The sequence below is a fragment of the Paenibacillus urinalis genome (assembly GCF_028747985.1).
In the GTDB taxonomy this organism is placed as follows: domain Bacteria; phylum Bacillota; class Bacilli; order Paenibacillales; family Paenibacillaceae; genus Paenibacillus; species Paenibacillus urinalis.
Map to the genome: position 1 here is coordinate 185929 of NZ_CP118108.1, position 25227 is coordinate 211155.

Below are 25227 nucleotides of genomic sequence, written 5' to 3' on the forward strand. Positions count from 1 at the left end.
GTTATGTCAGCAGGAATGATGCCTGTGAGATATGGGATTGTGGGCTGCGGAATTATTGCCGAGGTTCATGCCAGTGAGATCGCAAAGCTAGCGGAAGCAGAGCTTGTCGCGGTATGTGATGTGAATCCGGATCAGGCAGCGCGATTCGCTGCACAATATGGGGCAGCCGCATACTCGAATCTGGATGAGTTATTAGCAAGGCCCGACATCGAAGTGGTATCCATCTGTACACCCAGCGGACTGCACGAGGAGCAGGTCGTTCGAGCGGCAAGAGCGGGTAAACACATCCTTGTCGAGAAGCCGATGGCGATCCAGATGGAAGGCGTAGAGCGCATGATTGAAGCCTGTGAGCAGGAGGAAGTTCTGCTTGCTACCGTATTTCCCCGCCGCATGTCACCGCAAGCACAGTATGCGAAACAGCTTATTGCCTCTGGTGCGCTTGGCAAGCTGAGTCTGTGTTCCGCCTACGTGAAGATCTATCGGAGTCAGGCTTATTATGACAGTGCGGGATGGCGTGGAACATGGGCGATGGACGGAGGCGGAGCCATGATGAATCAGGGCATACATACCGTGGATATGCTCCAGTGGCTGGCAGGCCCAGTTGCTTCGCTTGAGGGAAGAGCCCGAAATGTGCTGCGAGATATTGAGGTGGAGGACACGGTAACCTCACTGCTCCAATATGAAAATGGTGCGATGGGTGTACTGGAGATTACGACAACCGCTTATAAAGGGAAGGGTCAGCGTTTAGAGCTATATGGCGAAACGGGCACACTGATCATTGAAGAGGATGATATTGTAATGCTGGAGCTGGATGGAGCAGAGGTTACACTGCCGGAGTTTGCCCCTTTTGCCGTCATTCCAGACGGGCATCGGGAGCAGCTTCGAGATTTGGCTTATGCAGTGCGTGAAGGACGTACACCGGTGGTACCGGGGACAGAGGGAAGGCATTCGCTGGAGATTATTTTGGGGACGTATGCATCCTCGCGTCTGAAGCAGGAGATTAAGCTCAAAGAGCATTTTTCAATGGTGTAGGGGAGCAGCAGGAATGCAAAATTGAAATGGAATCCTCATTAGGCTGTTAGGAAGAAAGGCGGGTGAGAGGGTGAGTGAGCTCATGATTACACCAGTATTTCAAACGCATGCAGATCAGCTGAAGGTCAGCATATATGCAACACGCGAAGAGATGGGGAAGGCGGCTGCCGCAGAGGCCGTTCGTTCTTTACAGCAGCGGCTACGCATACAGGACCGGGTGAGAGTTATTTTTGCTGCAGCTCCATCGCAAAATGAATTTTTGCAAGCGCTTATGGAAGCAGCCGATGTGGAGTGGGGCAGGGTGGAAGCTTTTCATATGGATGAGTATATCGGGTTGTCCCGCACGGCAGAACAAAGCTTTGCCAGATTTGTAGAGGAGCGGGTCATACAGGCGGCAGAACCGGGGCTAAACGCATGGCATCCACTAGACGGGAAGGCGGAACCGGCAGCGGAGTGCCGCAGGTATGAAGGGCTCTTGAGGGAGAGACCGATTGACTTTGTATTTATGGGAATTGGTGAGAACGGCCATATTGCCTTCAACGATCCTCCGGTGGCTGATTTTTCAGATCAGGCTTGGGTGAAGCCGGTGGAGCTGGATGAGGCGTGCAGGCAGCAGCAGGTGAATGATGGCTGCTTTCCGAGCTTCGACGAAGTACCCACCTATGCGCTTACATTGACGGTGCCCGCACTCATGTCCGGAACAGAGCTGTTCTGTATGGTACCAGGACCAACCAAAAAGCAGGCGGTATATAACACGGTGAACGGTAAGATTAGCGAAGCTTGTCCGGCCAGCATTTTAAGAACCCACCCGAGGTGTACTTTGTATGTAGATTTGGCAGCTTGGGGTGAAATGAATGAACATGAATCCCCTTTAAAATAAAGAGTGTATTTAAGCGGAGACATAGCCTTTTACAGCTAATTTTCCATGTTATCGAGCGTCGTTAAGACGCTTTTTTATATGAGAAGGAGGTTAGTCTAGATGGTTAACACGCGATATACGGAAGCTGTGCATTATGCCACTGGGGAACGAATCAGGGTGGAGATGACAGATGATAGCTTGGCCGCTCTAGCAGGTATGAATAATGAAACGGTCTATTTCGCGCCAGGTCTAGTTGATCTGCAGGTAAATGGATACATGGGTATTGATTTTAATAGCCCAGATCTTACGGTGGAGCAGGTTCACCAAGTAACTAGACTGTTACAAGCCGTTGGTGTCGTCAAATACTGCCCGACTGTAATTACAAACAGTGAAGAAGCAATGAGTCAGTCCTTGCGAGTAATTGCGGCAGCCTGTGCAGTAAATGAGATCACAAGGAGGAGCATAGCGGGGGTGCATTTGGAAGGTCCTTTTATCTCACCAGAGGACGGCCCCAGGGGAGCACACCCAGCGGAATTTGTGACTGCACCGGATATAGATCTGTTTCAGCGCCTGCAGAGTGCTGCCACAGGGATGATCCGGATTGTGACGATGTCACCCGAGTGGGCTGGGAGCCAGCTGTTTATAGAGCAGTGTGTGCAGGAAGGAATCATTGTATCCATAGGGCATACAGCGGCGAGCAGTCAGCAGATTTTTGAGGCCGTAAGAGCCGGGGCGCTGATGTCTACTCATCTTGGCAATGGGGCACATCTGATGCTTCCGAGACATCCCAACTACATATGGGAGCAGCTAGCCGCTGATGAGCTGTACACCTGCTTTATTGCGGATGGATTTCATTTGCCGGATGCGGTCCAGAAGGTCATTATGCGTGTAAAAAAGGAAAAGGCCATACTTGTCAGCGATGCGGCCCATTTGGCGGGTTTACCGGCAGGGGATTATCAGACGCATATTGGTGGAAGAGTAACACTGACGGAATTAGGAAAGCTTCATTTGACCGCTCAGCCGGAGCTGCTTGCCGGATCGGCTCAAATGCTGATTCAGGGGATCAGCCGATTGGTTCGCAAGGGGTTGTGTACGCTCGAGGAAGCGTGGAATATGGGGTCTGTTCAACCTTGGAGACTGCTGAATAACTACAGTGAAGCTCAGCCGGAGCTTGAGCCGAGTGTTCTTTTTACAATGCGAGATGGGGAAGTGCAAGTGCTTCAAACCGCTGGCAGCGGGGTACAACGCATATAGGGGTTTGTTACCTTGATTTCTCATCATAGAATTTGATACAATGAAGTCCGGAAATGATTGTTATTTCCCGCAGTCTTATAGACGAAATGACCGTCAGTGCTTGCTACAATACGATACGAAGAGGTGAAGAGAACATGGCGAAGAAGAATGACGGCAAGGTATTAGCGCAGAATAAGAAGGCTTCCCATGACTATTTCATCGAGGATACGTATGAAGCAGGAATGGTGCTGACTGGGACAGAGATTAAGTCTCTGCGGAATGGGCGTGCGAATATTGGAGATGCGTTTGCGACCATTCGGAACGGCGAGATCCATATTCATAACATGCATATCAGCCCGTTCGAACAAGGGAACCGCAATAACCCTGATGATCCTACACGTACGCGTAAGCTGCTCTTGCACAAGGCACAGATTAACAAGCTGCTGGGTCTGTCGAAGCAGGAGGGATACTCCATCGTACCGCTCAAGATTTATGTTCGTAATGGATATGCGAAGCTGCTGCTTGGACTGGGTAAAGGTAAGAAGCAATATGATAAACGTGACACCGCCGCGAAGCGGGATGCACAGCGTGATATCCAGCGTGCACTGCGCGAGAAGCAGAAGATTGCTCGGTAAGTTGATTTGGAGTGAAGTGATAATTAATGTCTGAGTTAGCTCTGTTGCAGCTGGTCAGAATAGGTTAGGTATGACGCGCTTTTCCAACTCTCTCCTTGTTTACCTGCAAGTTATAGATTGGAGTAAGTCGCATTATATATACTTTTGTGATATACTAAGGAAGTACGAGAGAGAACAAGTGCTCTGGTATAACCAATTGCTTCTAGTCATCCTTTCACCATGGAGGGGAAGGATGCGGAATAGATCTACTGGTGCTCTTATTGATCCGATCTATCCAGGAGGCCCTTTATAACAAGGGGGCGTTTTTGGATTCGACGGGGATAGTTCGAGCATGAGTAGCGGGTAGTGGGGACGCGTCCGCTTCATCAACGCTAAAGCCTATTAAACGGCAAACAACAAAACAACTACGCTTTCGCAGCTTAATAACCTGCGTGCGTGCTCTCGCTCTGTATCGCCCATGTACCGGGATGAGGGCCCAACTTTAGTGGGATACGCTGTCTAGTCTCCGCCTGCGGCTAGCTGAAGAAGACAAACAGGCTGACCCAACGTAGAGCCGGTTACGGGGCGCTACTCGGGTGACATCAAAACTGTGACTACACCCGTAGAAGCTTATGTGGCGTTATCTTCGGACAGGGGTTCGACTCCCCTCGCCTCCATATGTCAAATCCACAACCGAATCTGGTTGTGGATTTTTGCTGTCTAAGAGCTTCCAACTTCTAAATATATCAAAACTTTTCTTTCCACTATCATGATTTCTGAAAAGTTTTAAGTTTCACTTGTCGGCTATTTTTCATGATCGTGGCAAGTTTGATTAATGCCTGAGCTAGTTCGGTTTATTGTGAGAAGAATGATGGATGCATCATCAACTGCTATTTTAAAAAATAGCAGTTGATTTATCCTTGATATGAGTGTAGTATTGGGCTATAAGGTAATTGTTTGCAATAGCAAAAAGGAACGTGCACATCAAGCAGTGCAAGTTCCTTTTGAAAAAAATGGATCACGCGCAAACTCAGGCGCTGCGAGTGAATTTTTAATAATTTTACTGATAATTAATTATGCCATAAAACAACGTTTTTGTACAGAGAGAAGGTTGATCCTTGGAAACTGCTGTGAATAATACGACTCTTTCCATTTTCTTTGATGAAAGTGGAAAAAAGAATAATGCAGTCCAACTAATGGGTGCGCTTTGCTTCCCAACGGATATTTATAAAAATGATTCATTAATTATGATGCACGAATTGAATAAAGAATATTCTTTTCATTGGACTGATTATTCTGGAGATGCCAAGATGCGAAATGGTATCATCAAGTTATTCCAAATGGCAGCTAAGATTTCACCGTACGCACAATTGAATATTCTTCATTATCATTATAGCCAAATCGAAGCAGACGCAATTCGGTTTGGGTCTAGACTAAAGGCGGAGATAATCGAGTACACTGTATATACTAAATTTCCTGAGCGGATCATGTACGGATTACTCAGAGAATACGATAAATCCTCTCAATTAAACGCAGCTCTGTATATTGAACATGCATATGAGTATGAACGGCTTGATCTGGCAAATTCTTTGAAGAAACAACTAAACGCTCATGCCCTATATAGAGGTGAACCGTACTTCGTTTCAGAATGCAGTTACAAGCGTAAAGGCGAAGAAATTGGTGTGGAGCTTACAGATCTATTACTCGGAATAATAAGAACAATAATGGAGAACAGTACATCCAACTCAAGATCAAAACGTGAACAACGGAATTTAATTTTTATATTGTACAAGTTGGGACTGTTGGAATGCTTCATTCAGAACATGTCTATTTATGAATGGACAGGCCAATCTATTCTCACGGAAAGAAACTTTAAAACCTATATCAACCTTTTTATCGCTAAACATTTTGATGAGTACAGAAGGATTGAAGTTTAAGTTATTGTGAGGTGCTGAGGATTGTTAAATCTTGCAGATTATGGGAACGTTGTTCAAGGAGCTAACTTATCCCGTGTACAGGCTGAACCGGGTTTCAGTTCGGTTAAGTTAATGCTTTATACAATGAAAGAAATGAATGAAAGCTTAGGAAATGAAAATCGAGGTAGTCGTGATAAACCTCAAGAGATTCTTGTTACGGAAAAGAAAGTTGGAAAATTGCCTATAACCGATAAAAACATGGTACTTATTAACTTAATATCACGTCGTGCGGCAACTGTAAGATTGGAATATCTGGGCAGACTGGTCCCTTCAAACTTTGCCGTTATTAATGTTAATGAAACATTGTATGCTCCTTATTTAGAGTGGTATTTAAATGAGTACCCTGAGAGCCAAAATTATTTAAGTGAAGCGACGCAAGGAACGACCGTGGCGGCGCTCTCGATTCAAAAACTTCGGGCAGTACCTGTCGTGGTACCTTCTCTGAAGGAACAGAAGATTATAGGTGATTTATATAGTAATTTATTGAATAAAAAAAGACTATTGATGCAACGTATCTACCTAGAAGAGAAAAGCATTAATCAACAATTGATCTCTTACTTGCAGGAGGGATCGAGATGATTTCTTCACAGCGATTAGAACTTTATAATCATTTATGGGCACGGCTTGAGTCTATGCGCGGATTTTTGGAGGAGTCGGCTATACGCGATTATTTTCTGGGAATTATATGTTATGGATACCTTTCTCATAAAATTGAAGATCGAGTTAGTAATTCACTGCTTTATGATAAATGCTCATTTGAGGAAGCATGGAAAAATGAAGAAATGCGTAATAGTATAAGGGAAGAGCTTGTTTCGACTTTAGGGTACGTAATTGAGCCTCAGTACTTATTTTCAACCATGGTTAGTCAGATTAAAAAAAGTTTATTTAATGTAGGATACTTTCAGTTAGGTATTGAATGCTTTAATCGCTCCATAAAAGGAGCTGACAGCGAGCACAGTCTGCGGTATCTATTCGCTAATATGGAATTGTCTGCTTCTCTATTAAGAAACCTTGTTAATTCTGAATCTAACTTCATGACTGATGTTATGGTAGCCATTTACGATCTCCTTTTCGCAAGCGATAATATTGATCCGGAATTCGTTGGGGAGGCATATGAATTTCTAATCTCGCGATTTGCGGAAAGCTCAGGCAAGAAGGGTGGGGAGTTCTATACGCCACCTGAAATTTCAGCACTCATTGCTAAAATAGTGACGGCAGATAAAGACGAACTTAGGAGTGTATACGATCCAACTTGTGGTTCTGCCTCGCTTCTTCTACAAATTGCAAAAGAGGCCAAGGTAGGACACTTTTACGGTCAGGAAAAAATGAGTACGATTTATAATATGGCTAGAATGAATATGTTGTTACACGAGGTTGCGTTTAATCGATTTGATATTCGTAACGATGATGCGTTAGAGCAACCTAAACATTTGGATATGCGTTTCGAAGCGGTGGTCGCTAACCCTCCCTATAGTGCAAAATGGAGCGCACATTTCCATTTTTTAGATGATGAACGTTTTAGGTCATATGGGGTACTTGCCCCACAATCGAAGGCTGATTTTGCATTTATTCAGCATATGATTCATCAATTGGATTACAAAGGTATTCTTGTGGCAATATTACCACTGGGAATACTGTTTAGAGGAGGACCAGAAGGGAAAATACGGAGTTTCTTCGTTGAAAAATATAATTATATTGATGCGATCATTGGATTGCCCCCTAACCTGATGTATGGTACATCTATTCCAGTATGTATCGTCGTTATGAAAAAAAGTCGTGAAACTGACGATAAGGTTATGTTTATCGACGCTTCTCATGAATATGCGAATGGAAGGAACCAGAACCAATTAAGGAACGTGGATGTTAATAAAATTGTCGATACCTATATTAACAAGAAACAAATTGAGCACTACTCCTACCTTGCTACTTTAGATGAGTTGAAAGATAACGACTATAATTTGAATATTTCGAGGTATATCGATAAGGATATAGAGAATGACATAATCGATATAACATCTGCCGAACGTCAGCTAAAGGGAATAGATCGAAAAATAGCAGAGATCGATGCTGTAATAAAATCTAAATTAAAAGAATTAGGCATCGTTTCTAAGAATCTTTAAATACGTTTATGTTGATTGTTACGTTGTACCCGCGTAGGGATGTCGCATTTTTAGATAAAATTATAGTAGACTCTTGATTTGACTGATCATAGCACTTCTTCAAATTATGGAAATTAAACTGCGATATTTCTATCATAAAAATGACCGCATTCTAAAGGTCATACCCCTGTTCAAATAGACAGATCTAAAAAGTCACTTTTAAGCAGCAACCGTTACTCGGTATTCAACCGGGGATCGGTTGCTTCATCTTTTCTTTACGTTAATTCATTGTCTGTCGAGCATTTCTCCACTTGTAATAACCAGAACGGGAAACTTGAGCTAAATATAATCATTGGAGTGGAAATCTTGCTCTCATTTCATCAATAATTCCGAGCCTTGCCTCTTTACTCGTCACTCCTTGTGTAGATTTGATTACTGCTTTTTTTAAATACTCAATCTCCGCTCGTAGGTATGCCATTTCTTCTCCTCCATATTCGAAAACTTAGTTTTAGGTCTTCCTCTTCTTTGAGTATTTTTTTGGATAGTTCCACCTGATCGAATACTTTGCTGCCCAGGTTTGTGCTTGATATTTGTTACTGATATCCAATCGTTTAACTACTTCTTGAATACTCATATGTCCCTCATTAACGAGCAGAGCTGCCTCCATTTCACTTCATAGGAGTATTGTCTGAGTGTTTGTTCTTTTTTATGTAAGTCTACTACTTATGGTAGTTCTCGTGTTCGTTAACCTAAGGGTAATTGTTTTATAATTTCTCTCAAATAAATCGGCAATAGATTTAATCTTAATTGAAGATTGGATGATTACTAGAAGTTGAAATTAATATTTGGTGATCTAATTGTCTGGTTCTAATATACTATATGCTGTATTAGGTAGTAATTCCCTTTTTGTTAGGTATAATAGTACACAGGAAGAGAGTGGGTTTCATAAAAAACGTATTAACAAAACATATAATAGAATTGGGGAGATCAAGTTGGCGAGAAGAAGTGGCTTTATGGCTACTATAGCAAGAGAAGCTGCAAGGCAGGCTAGAATAAGTGAGGCTGAGAGAAAACGATATGAACGTGAACAAATAAGAATCGCAAAAGTGCAGCAAAGACAACAGATTCAAGATGAAAAGGAAGCAAAATTACGTTATATAGAAAGTAGAATAGAGGAAACAGATGATTTAAATAGCGAACTTGCTGAGCGAATAGAAGACTTATACGGTATATTAGATCACACTTTGCAAGTGAATGATGTGGTTTCATTTTCCTCTCTGAAGATTATTGAGAATTTTAAAGATTTTAATGTACCTACTAATATTTCTATTCCGGCTACTAAACCTCAATTAGATGATTACATAAGAAAGATAAAGCAGCCAAACCTTTTTACAAAATTAATGCCTGGTTCAGAAAAGAAATATCAGAGAGACCTTAATGAAGCAAAACAACAATTCGAGAATGACTTTGTTCAGTACGAGGCAAAAGAAAATGAAAGATTAGTTACATTAGACAAGTTAAAGGCAGAATATGATCATGAAAAGTCTATGTTTGATTTAAAAGTTAGAGATAGAAATCTAGAAATTGATGAACTTGAGGAAAACTATCGTAATGGTGAAAGTGAAGCAGTTATCGTTTATAACACTATGGTGCTTGAACGTTCTGAATACCCAACAGGCTTCCCTCAAATTTTTCGACTAGCGTATATACCAGATTCCAAAGAGTTAGTAATTGATTACGAACTTCCCAATAAGGATATTGTGCCAACAGTAATGGAATATAAATATGTAAAAACAAAAGATGAAATAAGTGAGAAGACTAGAAAAATCCAAGAGGTTAAGAATATCTATTCAGATATTGTAGCCGGTGTAACACTTCGAACCATTCATGAGGTATTAGAAGCTGATCAGGGGAAAGTTATTGATGTTGTAGTTTTAAGTGGGTATGTACATTCGGTCGATCCTGCTACGGGTAAAGATGTTACACCATACCTCATTTCAATTCGGGTTACTAAAGAAAAATTTGATGAGCTTGATTTAAATCGCGTGGAGAAATCAGTATGTTTAAGAAATTTGGGAGCACAAGTGTCCCCTCGACCTGCTGAACTACAAGCTGTAAAACCAATTGTAGAGTTTGATATGGTAGACAAACGTTTTATTGAACATGAAGATATGCTTGGATCTTTGCAAGGTCTTCCTAATTTAATGGAGTTAAATCCATATGAGTTTGAGATGTTAGTTACAGATTTGTTCGCAAGAATGGGATTAGATGCTAAGTTAACTCGTTCATCAAAAGACGGTGGTGTTGATTGTGTTGCATTTGATACCAGGCCAATAGTGGGAGGTAAAGTCGTTATACAGGCAAAACGTTATAAAAACACTGTGGGTGTTTCAGCAGTAAGGGACTTATACGGGACAATGTTAAATGAAGGTGCAAACAAAGGTATTCTAGTCACAACAAAAGGTTATGGTCCTGATGCCTACGAATTTGCAAAAGATAAGCCAATCGAGTTAATTGATGGTGGAGGGTTACTTTATTTGTTGGAACAAAATGGTATTAAAGCACGAATTATTTTTGAATAATCTAACTGTTTCATACTCAGTGCATCTATTCTTCCTTAGGAATGACGTAATTCCATACACATCAAGTGAAAACTCGCTAATTTAGCGGGTTTTCACTATTTAGATTCACGGAATATGAATAAAGTTAGTATAGTATTTAAATCAGACTGTACTCATAGGTGTATCATGTAATCATTTTATCTTACATCGACTATACATACAAAAGAGGTTGTTATGGACCAAGAGAGATATATGATCATCGTAAAAGGTGCTGACAAGACAGAGGATGTATCCTCATATGAAATGGATCCTCCAATAGTAAGGATTAAATATAAAGATTCTACCAAGATTTATAGTTATTCACTTCATGATATACAGATACTGACGCCGACTGTTCAAGAAATAACTGAGGATATGGCTGTTTTTCACAATGAGTATCCTTTCTATAATGTAAAAAGGGTGCTGGATTTCGGTCTAAAGATTCGGGTGTGTTTCAGTAATGGGAGTATTCGTACATACGATAGGGAGCGTATTCAAGTTAGAAATAGTAGTATTCAAAACGCTGAAGGGCGTCAGATTCTGGACTATTGGCGTGCGATTTCAAAACTTGCGAAGAGTGAGGATGAAGACGAGAAAAAGGAAGATTTTTTGGCAAAGGAATTTGCAAAGTTAAACTATGTAGATCCGGAAAGTGCTTTGAGCCAATACCTTTTGAAAAAACCTATAAAGCGTGATATTCCGGTTACAAGCGAACTGATTTTTCCTTTCAGGTACAATTTGAGTCAAAGAACTGCACTTGAACAGGCTTTACAAAGCACCATTAGTATTATCGAGGGACCTCCAGGTACTGGTAAAACCCAGACGATCTTAAACATCCTTGCGAATCTGTCGGTTATACAGGGGAAGAAGGTAGCGGTTGTTTCCGGTAACAACGCTGCAGTTCTGAATGTACAAGAAAAGATGGAACGGCAAGGTTACCATTTTTTTGTAGCTAGTTTGGGCAAACAAGAGAATAAGAAAAAGTTTTTTGCCAATCTACCAAATGGGGATGTTTCGGAATGGTCAAGTGAAGTGTCAGAGGAAGAATTAAACGCCAAACTACAAGATCTGGATCAACGTATTCACCGCTTGATGGAACTGGATCGGGAGAAGGCACAACTTATGCAGAAGTTGTCAGCCTATTTACTTGAACAGGAGCATTTTGAGCATTATTATGCCAGGCAGGATGTCCAGTCTGTAGAGAAGTGGTCATTTTACCGGCAGACACCAAAGCGGATTTTGGAGTTTATGAAAGACAGCTTCCTGGCTGTAGAGATGAAAAGGAAATATAAGCTCCTATACCAATTCAAGTTGTTCTTCAGGCATGGTTTTACGGATTTCAAACGTTTGAAGGAGCAGGGATTGGATGTCATCCTGAATGTTCAGCGTAAATTTTACACGTTAAAAGTCGAAGAGTTATCAGATCGTATACAGGAGCTTGAGAAGGAATTAGAGTCCCAAGACTATCAAGCCTTAATGGGTCAGCACCAGCAGTTATCCGAAACGCTATTTCGGCACAGATTACATAAGAAATACCAAAACCGTCCGGCTGTGGACTGCAATGAGAAGACGTACACTCAGAGCAACAAGTTTAAAACGTTTATCGAGCACTATCCGATTGTACTTAGCACGACGCTTTCTTTGCGGAATTGTATACCTGAGAATTACTTATTTGACTATTGCATCATTGACGAATCCTCGCAGGTGGATCTGTTGACAGGAGCTCTGGCTTTGTCCTGCTGCAAGCAGGCTATTATCGTAGGTGATACCAAGCAATTGCCTCATATCGTTGGGAAGGAGGTTGAACAGAAGATCCAGAGCCAGGCGGTTCCTGGCATGGATGAAGCTTACGGTTATATCGAGCATAATTTGTTGTCGTCCATGTTGGCCTTATACGGGGACTCCGTTCCAAAAGTAATGTTACGAGAGCATTACCGCTGCCATCCCCAAATTATTGAATTCTGCAACACGAAATATTACGATGGCGAATTGATCGCTTTTACCGATCCGGGGATATCCGAATCACCTTTATTGATCTACAAGACGTCACCCGGTAATCATATGAGGGAATTGACCCATGCACAAAAAGGCAAGTTCAATGTCAGGGAACTTGAAGTCATTGAACAGGAGATTCTGTTGGGGTATCTCGAAACGGCAGCAGGTCATGAGGATATTGGCTTTGTGACGCCATACCGCAAGCAGGTGGAGAAAGCGACCCAGCTATTTACTGCCGATATAGAGAGTGACACAATACATAAATATCAAGGACGTGAGAAATCCGTCATGATCATGTCTACAGTGCTCGACCAAACGATGGCAGGAGGCATGGGAATGAAATTTGTTAATGATCCTTGTATGATCAATGTTGCTGTGTCCCGTTCACAGAAGAGGTTTATTCTTGTGACCGATCAGTCGGCATTTCGCAAGTATGGGAATGAAGTAGGGGATCTCATGCGATATATGGAATATAGCACGCTGGACAACAACGTCGTAGAGAGCGAGATTCATTCTGTATTTGACTTGTTGTACAAGGAATACTCTAATAGTCTCCAAGAATTTCGAGAGCGTGTTCGTTTCTTCAATAAATCAAGGCATCGGAGCGAGAATATTATGCACGCCCTGCTCGACCAGATGTTAAAGGAACCTATGTTTAAGGATTTTGAACTCGCGAATCAGATTTTTCTAATGAATTTGTTTACGGACCTGGAACGGTTAAATGAGGAAGAGCGTAGATTCGTGAAACAACGTTCTTCTGTTGATTTTGTAGTTTATCACAAACTGGACAGATCGCTTGCGCTGGCAATTGAAGTAGATGGATTCGCCTTTCATGAGAACAAGCCTGAGCAACTTAAGCGAGATAAGAAGAAAGGAGAGATTTTCAGAAAATATGGAATGAAATTAGAAAGATTCCGTACCAACGAGAGTGGGGAAGAACAGAGGGTTAGGGAACTGTTAAGATCTATGTTGTATAAGGTAGAATGATCGAGATAATAATTCGGATCCGTATATTCGGTTTATCTAAAACTATACTCCAGCTACCATACTGTTCCTGTTAACGGTTCTGGTAAGACTTACAAAATAGGATTCGACTCTCCTTCATACATAAAAAATCCACAACCCAATGAGGTTGTGGATTTTTTGCTTCCTATTGCTTTACAGCTCATTCAACTTAACTCCTAAAACCATTCAGCATATGGGAGATAATGATTTTGGTATCCGCCAATGCTTGTTCATAATTGGGCATTTGTGCAATCCAGAGTGCGGATTCATTCAAGGCTCCAGATAGACAATGCGTCAAGGCTTCGATCGACCCTTGTTTAAGGCAGCCTTGCTCATCCATAACTTGCAGTTGTCCCCGGAGTAGGCGCATGGAGTTATGTTCGTCCATACTCCGCCAAGTCTCCCATCCCAATACAGCGGGTCCATCCACGAGCATAATGCGCATGTTCTGAGGCTCAACTGCGGCATCTACGAAGGCAATGCATCCAAGGAGCAGCTGCTCCCATACATCTTCACTTTTTGCTGCTTCAGCCTCAATTCGTTTGGCAACATCCTTTTGAACTGACTCTAGTACAACATGAAAAAGACCTTTTTTATTCTTAAAATGATGATAGAGTGCCCCTCGCGTTAGCCCTGACTCCTTGGCAATATCCTCTAGAGCAGAATCCGCATACCCATGTTCGGTAAAATAACCTCTGGCAACCTCTATTAAACTGTTGATGGTTTCATTCGTTTCTTCTTTGTTTCTTCTCATAAACTGTCTATCTCCTCTAAGAGTGCTATAACCCATACTGTTCAACGAAACAGGCAACAGGTATTAGATGATATCCATTGTTGAACATTCCGTCTTCGGTTTCATTCTCCGTAATAGAAGTTTCGGAGACGAATTGCCAACTCTCCAGTAAAATAATGCTTTAATTGTATCGTAGTACTTATTCCATTTCACCATTGTTATTACTCAACCAAATCTGATCTGTATATTTAGCACTCTCTGTTTCAGATGGAGGGATTATTTGTATGATGTCAATTAATACACCATTAGGGTCGCTGGTTATGAAATGTCGCTGTCCAAATTCTTCATTACGAATATCGAGCTGCAGGGGCAGTTTTTCATCCATAATAAGTCTCTTATACTCTGAATCCACATCATCTACTTCAATATTTAGAATCAAACCTTGGACGCTCTTTTGGTAAACAGAGGGGATGGTAGGGTGTGATGCGTCCAAGAGAGCTAATTCATAAGGGACTTTACCATTAGTCAATTTAAGGCTCACGTACCAGTCGGCTTCATATACCTTTTCAAATTGAAAATAGGTTGAGTAAAATGCTGAACTCAAGGCAACCTTCTCCGTCAATATAACAGGGTAGAAACTTGTAGTAATCATTGGTAAACATCCCCTTTATCCTTAATATGGAAACACTATAACATACATTCAGTATGTATGTAAATGAGGTTTATTATACTGAACTTTCACAGAATGGAATCGGTAAACCATATTCCGTCCACACTCATGTATTCGAGTATCGTGTTTGACGGTAATAAGGAAATACGCACATAGATCTAAAAAACTTCGAATGTTCCAACGCCACTCCCATACGCTGCTTATCGTTGGACAATACTCTTTTTTGGCGTTTAGAAAGAGGTCTAATACTACATTCTGGAAGTGATCAATGCTACTGGTTAGATAGGCACTACATAGTTAGCGCGGCAGTGTGGAATCCTGTTGTGATATAATAGTTCAATAATTCGTAAAGGAGGTTCTTGTCATGGCAGTGAATCGCGAACAACTTCAAGGTATTCTCAAAAAAGCCAATCAGCGTGCTCGTGAGCAAGCCAAGCAATCCGGAGCTTCCCTTTATTATATTAAAGACAACAAACGAATCCGCGAAGATGCGGAAGGAAATAAATATGAAATCTATTTCGATGTCCATGGGGATCGGATGGAGCAAGCATATGATGAATAATAGTAAGCCAGTAATGACAGTGTTTGCTGGTACTAATGGAGCTGGGAAAAGTACACTTAGTTGGCAAATGAGAGAGTGGATTGGGGAGGTTGTTGATCCTGACCAAAACGCGATGCGACTGAACCCTGAAGATCCCCGTAGTGCGGATATGTCGGCGGGTAAGGAAGCGATCAAAAAAATCCAGACTCTCATTCAAAACAATGACCATTTTGCAGTAGAAACCACATTGTCCGGAACATTTTATTTGAGACATATGCGGCTCGCTAAACAAAAGGGTTATGAGATTACGATGTACTATATCGGTCTCCAGGATGTACAGATGCATATTGACCGCGTAGCTTCACGCGTAGAGCAAGGAGGTCATTGGATTTCCGAAAAAGATATCCGATGGCGCTATGGACAATCTTTGCAGAATTTACAGCCTGCTATTGAGATTGCAGATCAAGTTATATTAATAGATAATACATACGAACCCATAATTGTTGCAGATATTCAACAAAATCAATTAATTTATAAGATAGACCATGTGCCGGAATGGTACAAAAGTGTAAATGATCTATAAAATAGAGTAAGAGCAAGTACAGTATCACTAAACAACACACCTCAATACAAAAAAAGACCCAGCGAATAATGGGTCCTTTTTTTACTCGGAAGATTCACAGGCCAACTCTGTCCATTCAACAAATCAAAAAGTAATCGTGGCTCTCCAAGATCCGCCGCCTTGCGTACATGTATAGGTTCCTGTAACGGTTCTGCCGTCTGCAGCAAGAGTGCCGGTGTAGGTACAGTTATTGCCATCGCTGCTGTTTCTTCGTAACACCTGCACGTTGTTGCCGGATATATTGATCGTCAGTACAGCTGTAATATCCTGCGCACCTTGCATCGTCCACCTTGCATCGAAAATATTGCTGTTTCCTCGGCGCGTCCATACTCCGCTCCAGCCGCCTTCTTGTTCGTACCAAACTCGTCCTAGACGGGATCTTTCACGCCTTATAATCGTGGCGGTCCAAGTACCTCCTCCTTGATTGCATCTAAACGTTCCAGCAACCCTGCGTCCATCTGAAGAGAGGGTGCCTGTGTAGTCGCAGTTGTTACCGTCGCTGCTGTTTCGACGCTGAACAAACACAAAATTACCGAAGATATAGATTGTCAAAACCGCTGTGATTGGTGTCTCATTCGTACCAGGCATCGTCCACCTTGCATCAAAGATGTTGCTGTTTCCCCTCCGGCGCCATACTCCGCTCCATGATCCCTCTTGCTCGTGCCATTCGACTCCCAGGTCCTGCTGCCCAAATGGGAAGTTGAAGGTGCCGGATGGAAGTAACTGACGGTACTCATTCGGGCTGTAGCCAGAAGGTAAACAATGATAAGGGTACATTAAGGATCTTCTCCTTTGTTTGATCTGATTTTTAATATGCTATGTTGGGGGAGTGCCCATTGTACCTATGGTCGCCTATTTTGGGCTTATTGCAGAGGATCATATTTTGCTGAAAGAGAGATGGTAAAGAGGACTTGCTGTTTGCTTGCCTTCAATCTTTGAAGGACCCTAAAATCCAGTAACCCTCACCTGAAATGTAGCGGATATCTTAATCGCCTGGTTCTTTTCTATAATACTCATAAAGGGATGTCTATATGGTCAATCGTCAGCTTGGAAGGGGGATATGCACATGGAATTGCGCCAGCTTGAATACTTTATTCAGATTTGCAAATCGGGGAGCTTCACCAAGGCCAAAGAAGAATTGGGAGTGACCCAGCCTACACTGAGTCAGCAAATTCGGGTATTGGAAGATGAGTATAACATTCCATTGTTCGATCGGGTAAACAGGGGGGTAGAAATAACGGAAGCAGGAAAGATCCTCTTGAATAAGGGCAACGCGATTATGGAGCTTCTGGAAGAGGCACGTAATGAAATACATGAAAGGCGACATAAATCGGTAGAAACCATCTCAATTGCTTGCTGTCCTGCTGAGCTGGAATACCTTGCTCCTTACTTTATGAGATTTCACCAGAACCACCCTCATATTCTATTGAGAATCGTCGATACCGAGGATGTGGAGAATAGAGTGCTGGACCAGCGCGTAGAGATTGGAATCACTGCACATACAATCGCGAATACTTCTGTCACCACGACTCATTTGTATAGACAGGAGCTGGCTATGCTGATCCACTCAGCGCATCCTTTGGCGGACAAATCCTCGATCCCTTTCCGAGCTGTGAAGCAAATCAACTCTATGATGTTCCTAGAACAAAACAAATCCTTAATTGATATGTGCTGCTTCTCTTATGGGTTCACACTTAACTCCATCATGCATACCTCCTCCACCTCCGTATTAATCCATTGGGTCCGGCATGGACTGGGAGCATCTCTAATCCCAACGTCGGTACTTGACAGCTTAAGGGACGATTCTCTGCGTATTGTAAAGTTAGAAGGCCGTGTTCCTAGCTGGGACATCTCCCTCGCATATCTAAAATCTGTAAAGATGAGGCCGTCTGTACACCTATTTATTCAAGAGATTCATTCCTATGTAAGAGAGAATGAGGTGAAGCTATCTTGTTCCGGCAATTAGAGTGCTTCATACAAATATGCATAGCAGGCAGCTTTACTAAGGCTGCAGAGGTTCTAATGATCTCTCAGCCGACCTTAAGTCAACAGATCCGCTTCCTGGAGGCAGAGGTAGGAACCCCCTTGTTTGAGAGATTTGGCAGAGGGATCAAGATTACAGCTGACGGAGAAATTCTGTACGTAAAAGCCCTTTCCGTGATGAGGCTCCTTGACGAAGCGAAGAAAGAAACCAATGAGCTGCGCCATGCTCAGGCTCGGGCCAATAAACTTTCGATCGGCATTTCGCCGATGGACTTTTTAAGTTTAGCGCCTCTTTTTTCGAAGTTTCATGAGCAGTATCCCGACATTTCAGTCAAATTTACTAGTGGAGAATATACGACTCAGCAACTATTGAATGACAGTATCGATATTGGGATCACCGACCATCCGGTTCCAAACAAAGAAATTCATACGATGCATCTACATACAGAAGAGCAGGCTTTGGCCGTTTATGCAGGTCATCCATGGGCTGATCGGACTTCTGTTTCTTTTCGAGAGTTAGGAGAGTTGGATACTCCGTTATTTGCCGGCGATCTAAATTTATACGAGCAGCTTCATGCATCCAATCCTAAGTCCTCTAGTTCTCTGCAGTCCATGTTCGAATCTACTTCTAATTCGATCCTTCTTACTATGGTCCTGCAGCAGATGGGAGTCGCGATCTTACCTGTCTCATCCATTGAGAGTCATACGGGTCAGCCCATCAAAATGATTCGTCTCATCGATCCCACGCCAGTTCGTGAAATTAAGCTCATGTATAAGAAGTATCAGTACAGCAATCCTTCTGTTCAGCAATGTATCGAATTTCTTCTAGAGCAATCCAAATGATAGGGCAGAAAGGGCGGTTACAATCTATTTGTGTAATGTAATAACTGCACTATATATCTAATAAATGCGAGCTGAAACGAAGGGGATTGCCTTTGTCATGCTCGCTTATTCGAGTTCACGAAGGACAGAGAATTATAAGGACGGTAATCCGGAATCGGTGAGCCTTTTTCCCCTGTCCTTTGCGTGAAATAACATTTATACTAGCAGTAAACTGAGCATAAAATTCCTATAAATGGCACTATACTTCACATTGAAAATACAATGATATGAGGTGATCTATGAATGGTTAAAAAGCGTATCTCAGCAATGAAGATGTTACTAGCTCTGATGATGTGCTGGACGTTAGCGGCTTGCTCCGGCAACACAGGCACCTCGAGTGAAGACACGGCTGAGGTTCCATCGAACTCAAGCCCCAAACCCATCGAGGCAGATTCTTCTCCAATGAAGTCTTCCCCGGATGAGCCAGCCTGGAAGCTGGACACGACACCTATTACATTTGACTGGTACATCAATTTTGATTGGTTCACCAGCAAGTGGGGAGGTAACGTAGTATCCGATTATATAACGAATAAGACAGGAGTCAGCCTGAACTTTATCGTGCCTGCCGGCGATGCCAGCGAGAAGCTGAACACGATGATGGCAGCGAGATCACTCCCTGACTTCATCACACTGGCCTGGTACGAGGATTCTGTGCAGAAATTGATTAATGGTGACATGGTTCTCCCGTTGAATGAACTGGCGGATCAGTATGATCCGTATTTTTTTAAAGTCGCAGACCCCGCGAAGCTTGGCTGGTACAGACAGTCTAATGGGAATGTCTACGCCTACCCGAATGCCTCTTCATCCCCCGCGGATTATCAAAAGTATGGACCGTTATTTACATCTAATCAGACCTTTGTTGTTCGCAAAGACATGTATGAAGCACTTGGAAAGCCAGATATGAGCACACCGGAAGGTTTCTTGAGCGCACTTAAGGCTGCGAAAGAGAAGTTTCCGGAGGTAGACGGTCAGCCGCTTATTCCAATTGGCCTGCATGAATTTACGGAGACCGGCAACTATTCGCTGGAAGAGTACCTTCAGAATTTCTTGGCTATTCCACAGCAGAAGGACGGTAAACTATACGATCGTAGAAGTGATCCTACCTATCTAAAATGGCTGAAGGTGTTCCGCCAAGCGCATGAGGATGGGCTGATCCCTACAGATGTTTATATTGATGAGAAACGGCTGGAAAAGGATGAGAAAATAGCGCAAGGCCGCTACTTCGCCATGCTCTATCAGTGGTCTGATTTTTCAGAGATTAATCAAGCCTTATATAAGAAGGACCCGAATAAAGTATATATCGCAATTGATGGTCCGGCGAATGAAGCACATGATCCCCCAACGCTTGCAGGAAATGGTGTCTCTGGCTGGACGGTGACGCTCATCTCGAAGAACGTCAAAGATAAAGAGCGGGCGATTGCCTTCCTCAGTTATTTGCTCAGCGAGGAGGGGAACCGGGATCTGTTCCTCGGAGAGAAGGGCGTTACTTACGATCGAATAGACGGTAAGGATCAGTTTCTGCCCGAGGTCATGCAGCTGCTTAACACCGACCGTCAAGCGTTCGACAGCAAATATGGCGGTTCTTATATGTACTGGATGCTAATGGACACAAACAAGAATTTGGAATGGATGACAGGAATGGATGCTGAACCTGCTAAACAGATCTCGGATTGGACGAGGGGCAAGACGGTCAGCATGTCCGAATTTGAGAATCTGGATCCAGATCCAACGACGAAGGAAGGGATTGCGGAAGGCAAGAATACGCGGCTCTGGGCCGAGACACTGCCGAAGCTGCTAATGGCGAAGTCAGAAGCTGAATTCGATCAGCTATTCGCTGAATATATGAACACCATTACCGAGGCACCCGAGTATGAAGCGATCATCGCTAGCCGCCAAGCAGCTTATGAACGAAATGTAGAGAAGCTGAGATCGACACATAATCCATAGTTCTTAGAGGGAGCAAGCTGTGAAACAGGAGATGGAATTTGCGGTCATCCGCAGGTTATTGGGGATACGAACCTTTTCATTTAAATTTTCGCTTCAAGTCAAACTGATTCTGTCATTTGTCATCGTCATCTTCATACCGGTAATTCTATTCTCTTGGTACACACTGAATGAAGAGTCTGCCAGTGCATTGGAAGAGTTGGCGGAGAACAGCAAGAATGTGCTGGAGGTTGAGAAGATAAATATTGAGAATAACATAGAGCTGATGGGATGGACCGGTCAGCTAGCCTTATCCAATCGAGAAATGAACAACTATCTGCAAATTGAACAGTTCCAGGATGCAGCGCAAGTTTTTCGTATCAAAAACGATGTGGTCAACAGCTTTCAATATTATCTGTTCAACAATCCACGGATTGCCAATGTCCGGTTGTTTACGGACAATGTGTATGTGAATGAGATTTGGCCCGTTATCCTGCAGGAATCACGTATCCAGGCCAAGCCTTGGTATGAAGAGGTAATGAAGAGCAGCGGACTGCCTTGGTGGGAGATACAGGAGAATGTGGCGATCACGAATGAGCCAACCGAACCTTCACCGAATGAACCGTTCATGACCTATCTGCAGGAATTCAAATATCCGGACAATGCAACACATAACGGAATTCTGGAGATCTCGATGAAGCTGTCGAACTTCTTCTCTCAAACGTTTGACAGTGTGCAGGATAAGAACTCTCAGTTAATCGTAGTGGCAAGGAGCGGAGATGTGTTCAGCTTGAAGGAGGCACCTGTATTCGCTCAGCATAGCGCAGAGGAATTGATGAGCCATGTGAAGCTGACGCGTAATGCAGCTGTCGAGGAGTTACAGTTCAAGGTTCAAGGGCAGTCCTACGTTGCATTTCAGAGCTATATCCCATCGATTGACTTACATCTGGTCAATATGGTGAGTCTTGCGGACACACTCGAAGGTATTAACCAGTCGAGAGTTCGGTATATTGTCCTTATATCACTACTTGTAGCCTTTCTCGTTCTGCTGTCTTATTCGATGCAGTCAATCATTTTGCGCAGGCTTAAGGTATTAAGGGAATCTATGCAGCAGGTGCGAAGCGGCAACTTCAAGGTCGAGCTGCCGCCGATTTCGGGTACGGATGAGGTAGGTGAACTGGGCTTTCATTATCGAGAGCTCATTCTGAAGATTAACGAGCTTATTCAAGAGCAGGCAGCCAGACAGGCAGCGGGTAAGGAAGCCGAGCTGCGGGCATTGAAGAACCAGATTGACTCTCATTTTCTCTACAATACGCTGGAGAACGTCAAGATGCTGGCTGAGCTTGAAGGGCAGGACCTTATATCGGATATCATGACCTCCCTGGGAGGCATGATGCGATATTCGATGGAATGGAAGCAGGATTATGTGATGCTCACCGATGAGATTCAGCATGTTCAGCATTATGTATCGGTTATGAACATTCGTTATGATGGGAGACTTGATCTCCGTTTGATGATTGCACCCGAATGTCTCAAGCAGGAATCGCTCAAGATGTCACTACAGCCCGCAGTCGAGAATGCAATCAAGCATGGGATGAGCCGGATGCATTCGAGCGACGGAAACCTCGTCATTACGATCTCTGCTGTTCGGCAGGATCAGACATGTATTATAGAGGTCACGGATAGCGGCTGCGGCATACCGACGGAAAGGCTTGAATTATTGAACCGAATGTTAAGGATGGAGGAGTCTGCTTACTTGGATGCCCGGAAGCTGTTTGTTCGCAGGGATCAGGACAGCAATGGAATCGGACTCCGCAATGTAGACCAACGCTTAGTGATGAGCTACGGGGCCGAATATGGTATCCAGATCGAGAGTCAGGAAGGAAGCTATACACGCGTCATGATGACTTTGCCTTATCGAGTCATGGGGGAAGGAGTGGACTTATATGATCAGCCTGCTGATCGTCGATGACGAGAAGATCATTCGGAGAGGCTTGCAGTCGGTAATTGAGAGAAAGTTTCCTAAGTTGTTCAGCTTCCGATTTGCCGAGAACGGGCAAGAGGCGCTGGAGCTGCTTGACCAGGAATCTGCAGATATTATGCTCACAGATATTCGTATGCCCATTATGGATGGGATTGAGCTGATGGAACAGCTGCAAGACCACCCGGTTATCCCAGAGGTTGTACTGCTGTCCGGCTATAATGATTTTGCTTATGCTCAGAAAGGAATCCGCTGTGGTGTGAAGGATTATCTTGTCAAGCCTGTAGTTCGGGAGGAGCTGTTTGCCGTCCTGACGCGGTTAATACGGGACATAAGGATCAAAGGAGAACGAGCAGACAGGGCAGATGAAGATGCCAGCCTGTATGCTGCCGAGCTGGTTACTTTACATGTGAATCAGGTAGATGTGGGTAATGCCATAACACCGAACAAGCTGAAGCAGGCTGGCCTAAGCTGGTTAGCTGGAGGATATACGCTGGGCTTGCTTACGCGACGCAGTGGGGAAGGACCTGGCAGTGCGGATACAGCTTACCTCCGGAATCAAATCGCTGAACGATTACAAGAGCATATGGATTGGACACTCACTCGTGATGGAAAAGGTGGTATGATGATGATCGCCCGCGATCCGGTGATGTTCTACCAATTGGCAGAGAAGTGGAAACTAAGTAGAGATGAGCCGGGGCTGCGGATTGCAATTAGCGGTTCTGTTCAGGGAATAGAACAGGTACGGCTGGCCTACAGTCAAGCGAAGCAAACGTTGAAATACGGTATTCTGCTTCCTGAGCTTGATGTGCTGGACTACACCAGCTTAAGCAAACGCACTGAGGAGCGGCATGTCGTTCCTGTTGATCTGATTCAGCGATTATCGAATCTCATTGGTATGGGGCGCAGAGATGAGATCAAGCTTCTTCTTGATCAAATCCTTGATGTCCGCATTATTAGCAGCTGCGAGATCGGCTATCTGGAGCGAATTAGCCAGCTGTTGAACGAGGAATTGTTTGATAAGCTGTTCCGCATTTACGGAGATAAGGTGCTTGAATTATTGAGGACGTATGCTCCTGTAGGTCACATTGGAAACTTCGATCGATTCGAAGATTATTACATAGCTGTCGAGCAGCTTCTCCATCGTCTGGATCTGTTTATTCAGAACCGCAAAGAGCAGGTGCCGACGGAACAGAATACGATGCAAAAAGTTCTCGACTACTTGCAGACGCATTATGCTGACGATTTGAACATGGCGGTCGTCTCCAATCATTTCTCGCTCAATTACTCGTATTTCAGCCATGCCTTCCAGGAGTATAGTGGGGAGAGCTTCTCGAACTATGTCCGCCGGCTAAGGCTGGATAAGGCCAAGGAGCTGCTGGTTCACTCTGATCTGAAGGTGTATGAGATCAGTGCGCAGGTTGGATTCGAGAATGTGAAGCATTTTACGAGAATATTCAAAGACACCGAAGGCATCACAGCATTGGAATTCCGAGGCCAGCGAAGGCGGTTTGAAACGGAAGTATAACCGGTGTCAGTGTAGGAACGTACTTATAACAACAAGAAACATACACAGCACTGCTGCAAAAAAAGCGACATTTCCCCACGATCATGGAGGAGAGATGTCGCTTTTTTTCGTAAGTTATTTAGCAGCTCGACTATTATCCCTCATGTGCGTCAAACATCGTTTTCGCATAAAAAACGCCGGAACCGTAAGCACCCGTATTTTGAATGACCACATCCATCACAGGATTATAGGTTTCCTGACGAGACCAATCGCGCTGATATTCGAGCAGGACAGAGAGCCAGGTGACTGGAATAGCTCCAGCCTGAATCATCCGCTGCACGGCCATGTCATGAGCCTCTGTTGTTGTTCCACCCGAAGCATCTGTAACGATATATACCTCGTAACCGTCCTTAATGGCGGCCACTGTCGGAAATGCCAGACATACCTCCGTCCACAAAGCGGCCATAATCAGTTTCTTACGGCCTGTTTTTCTCACCGCATTTACAAAATTCTCATCTTCCCAAGAGTTCATAGAGGTGCGATCAATTGGTTTTTGCTCAGGGAACACCTCCTGGATATGCGGGTGAAGCGGTCCTGAGAAGGATTCGGAAGCCACCGTTGTCAGAATGATCGGAGCATTGAATACTTTAGCCGTCTTAGCCAATCCCACCGTGTTGTTAATAATGACCTGGCGATCAGCGCTTTGCGTGCCAAATAACATCTGTGGCTGATGATCGATAAGGATAATAGCGGAGTTGTCTGGTGTAAGCAAATCTTCTTTGTCCTTAAACATATAAAAGTCCCACCTTCGCTCTATTTTGGATACAGCAGACTTTAATCGGCTAAGCGATGTGCTGTTGTATGCCACTTATACTAGAAAAATAATCCATTTTAAACAATTGGCTTTTTTCTATAGGAAAGATAGGAAGAAATTATACCTTGAATATAAGTTTTTACTATATCAGGTATAGA

At 43.5% G+C, this 25227-nt stretch carries 21 protein-coding genes and 1 other RNA gene; 17 read left to right on the forward strand and 5 right to left on the reverse strand.

Features of this window, described 5'->3' with window-relative positions; all coding sequences use genetic code 11:
- Positions 1-3 precede the first annotated feature (3 nt).
- The 8 genes from PUW25_RS00915 to PUW25_RS00950 all read left to right on the forward strand — a co-directional run bounded on the left by PUW25_RS00915 (position 4) and on the right by PUW25_RS00950 (position 7834).
- On the forward strand, positions 4-1032 hold the full coding sequence (locus PUW25_RS00915) for a Gfo/Idh/MocA family protein (protein WP_052512274.1): 1029 nt from the start codon (positions 4-6) through the stop codon (positions 1030-1032).
- A gap of 82 nt (positions 1033-1114) precedes the next feature.
- A complete protein-coding gene (locus PUW25_RS00920; protein ID WP_081872780.1) occupies positions 1115-1912 on the forward strand; it encodes a glucosamine-6-phosphate deaminase in 798 nt (265 codons plus the stop codon).
- 99 nt (positions 1913-2011) lie between these two features.
- The gene (locus tag PUW25_RS00925; RefSeq protein ID WP_052512275.1) at positions 2012-3145 is read left to right on the forward strand and encodes an N-acetylglucosamine-6-phosphate deacetylase; all 1134 of its coding nucleotides are present in this window, start codon (positions 2012-2014) and stop codon (positions 3143-3145) included.
- Positions 3146-3279: 134 nt separating this feature from the next.
- On the forward strand, positions 3280-3759 hold the full coding sequence (gene smpB / locus PUW25_RS00930) for an SsrA-binding protein SmpB (protein WP_047913914.1): 480 nt from the start codon (positions 3280-3282) through the stop codon (positions 3757-3759).
- Between the two features lie 295 nt (positions 3760-4054).
- Positions 4055-4418: a transfer-messenger RNA gene (ssrA, locus tag PUW25_RS00935) on the forward strand.
- Between the two features lie 438 nt (positions 4419-4856).
- Positions 4857-5675: a DUF3800 domain-containing protein gene (locus PUW25_RS00940; RefSeq protein ID WP_047913915.1), complete on the forward strand. Its 819-nt coding sequence runs from the start codon at positions 4857-4859 to the stop codon at positions 5673-5675.
- 21 nt (positions 5676-5696) lie between these two features.
- Positions 5697-6293: a restriction endonuclease subunit S gene (locus PUW25_RS00945; RefSeq protein WP_047913916.1), complete on the forward strand. Its 597-nt coding sequence runs from the start codon at positions 5697-5699 to the stop codon at positions 6291-6293.
- On the forward strand, positions 6290-7834 hold the full coding sequence (locus tag PUW25_RS00950; protein ID WP_047913917.1) for a type I restriction-modification system subunit M: 1545 nt from the start codon (positions 6290-6292) through the stop codon (positions 7832-7834). The genes PUW25_RS00945 and PUW25_RS00950 overlap by 4 nt, the downstream gene beginning before the upstream one ends.
- Positions 7835-8162: 328 nt before the next feature.
- On the opposite strand, the gene PUW25_RS00955 is transcribed toward PUW25_RS00950, so the two are convergent.
- Positions 8163-8291, reverse strand: coding sequence for a hypothetical protein (locus PUW25_RS00955; RefSeq protein WP_274337888.1), 129 nt, complete (start codon positions 8289-8291; stop codon positions 8163-8165).
- A gap of 514 nt (positions 8292-8805) precedes the next feature.
- Between PUW25_RS00955 and PUW25_RS00960 the strand changes: the two genes are divergently transcribed.
- Together PUW25_RS00960 and PUW25_RS00965 are read left to right on the forward strand one after the other, a co-directional pair.
- Positions 8806-10395: a restriction endonuclease gene (locus PUW25_RS00960; protein ID WP_052512279.1), complete on the forward strand. Its 1590-nt coding sequence runs from the start codon at positions 8806-8808 to the stop codon at positions 10393-10395.
- Between the two features lie 213 nt (positions 10396-10608).
- Complete coding sequence (locus PUW25_RS00965) at positions 10609-13395, forward strand: AAA domain-containing protein (protein ID WP_047913919.1); 2787 nt, start codon at positions 10609-10611, stop codon at positions 13393-13395.
- A gap of 187 nt (positions 13396-13582) precedes the next feature.
- Here PUW25_RS00965 and PUW25_RS00970 read toward each other — a convergent pair whose 3' ends face one another.
- Positions 13583-14167 carry a TetR/AcrR family transcriptional regulator gene (locus PUW25_RS00970; protein ID WP_047913920.1) on the reverse strand — a complete coding sequence of 195 codons (585 nt, stop codon included), beginning with the start codon at positions 14165-14167 and terminating at the stop codon, positions 13583-13585.
- A 178-nt stretch (positions 14168-14345) separates the two neighbouring features.
- Positions 14346-14798, reverse strand: a complete 453-nt coding sequence (locus PUW25_RS00975; protein ID WP_047913921.1) for a VOC family protein — start codon at positions 14796-14798, stop codon at positions 14346-14348.
- Positions 14799-15180: 382 nt separating this feature from the next.
- On the opposite strand from PUW25_RS00975, the gene PUW25_RS00980 reads away from it, so the two are divergent.
- Both PUW25_RS00980 and PUW25_RS00985 read left to right on the forward strand, forming a co-directional pair.
- The gene (locus PUW25_RS00980; protein ID WP_047913922.1) at positions 15181-15378 is read left to right on the forward strand and encodes a hypothetical protein; all 198 of its coding nucleotides are present in this window, start codon (positions 15181-15183) and stop codon (positions 15376-15378) included.
- A complete protein-coding gene (locus PUW25_RS00985) occupies positions 15368-15940 on the forward strand; it encodes an ATPase (protein ID WP_238546492.1) in 573 nt (190 codons plus the stop codon). The genes PUW25_RS00980 and PUW25_RS00985 overlap by 11 nt, the downstream gene beginning before the upstream one ends.
- 123 nt (positions 15941-16063) lie before the next feature.
- On the opposite strand, the gene PUW25_RS00990 is transcribed toward PUW25_RS00985, so the two are convergent.
- The gene (locus PUW25_RS00990; RefSeq protein WP_202964141.1) at positions 16064-16756 is read right to left on the reverse strand and encodes a hypothetical protein; all 693 of its coding nucleotides are present in this window, start codon (positions 16754-16756) and stop codon (positions 16064-16066) included.
- Positions 16757-17045: 289 nt separating this feature from the next.
- Between PUW25_RS00990 and PUW25_RS00995 the strand changes: the two genes are divergently transcribed.
- The 5 genes from PUW25_RS00995 to PUW25_RS01015 all read left to right on the forward strand — a co-directional run bounded on the left by PUW25_RS00995 (position 17046) and on the right by PUW25_RS01015 (position 24276).
- Entirely contained in the window at positions 17046-17945 is a 900-nt protein-coding gene (locus PUW25_RS00995) for a LysR family transcriptional regulator (protein WP_047913924.1), read from the forward strand.
- Positions 17930-18805 carry a LysR family transcriptional regulator gene (locus PUW25_RS01000; RefSeq protein ID WP_047913925.1) on the forward strand — a complete coding sequence of 292 codons (876 nt, stop codon included), beginning with the start codon at positions 17930-17932 and terminating at the stop codon, positions 18803-18805. Before PUW25_RS00995 ends, PUW25_RS01000 begins: the two co-directional genes overlap by 16 nt.
- A gap of 327 nt (positions 18806-19132) precedes the next feature.
- Complete coding sequence (locus PUW25_RS01005) at positions 19133-20791, forward strand: extracellular solute-binding protein (protein ID WP_047913966.1); 1659 nt, start codon at positions 19133-19135, stop codon at positions 20789-20791.
- 19 nt (positions 20792-20810) lie between these two features.
- Positions 20811-22739 carry a sensor histidine kinase gene (locus PUW25_RS01010; protein WP_238546493.1) on the forward strand — a complete coding sequence of 643 codons (1929 nt, stop codon included), beginning with the start codon at positions 20811-20813 and terminating at the stop codon, positions 22737-22739.
- On the forward strand, positions 22714-24276 hold the full coding sequence (locus PUW25_RS01015; RefSeq protein ID WP_047913926.1) for a response regulator: 1563 nt from the start codon (positions 22714-22716) through the stop codon (positions 24274-24276). Before PUW25_RS01010 ends, PUW25_RS01015 begins: the two co-directional genes overlap by 26 nt.
- A 133-nt stretch (positions 24277-24409) precedes the next feature.
- On the opposite strand, the gene PUW25_RS01020 is transcribed toward PUW25_RS01015, so the two are convergent.
- Positions 24410-25048: a hydrolase gene (locus PUW25_RS01020; protein ID WP_047913927.1), complete on the reverse strand. Its 639-nt coding sequence runs from the start codon at positions 25046-25048 to the stop codon at positions 24410-24412.
- Positions 25049-25227: the final 179 nt, after the last annotated feature.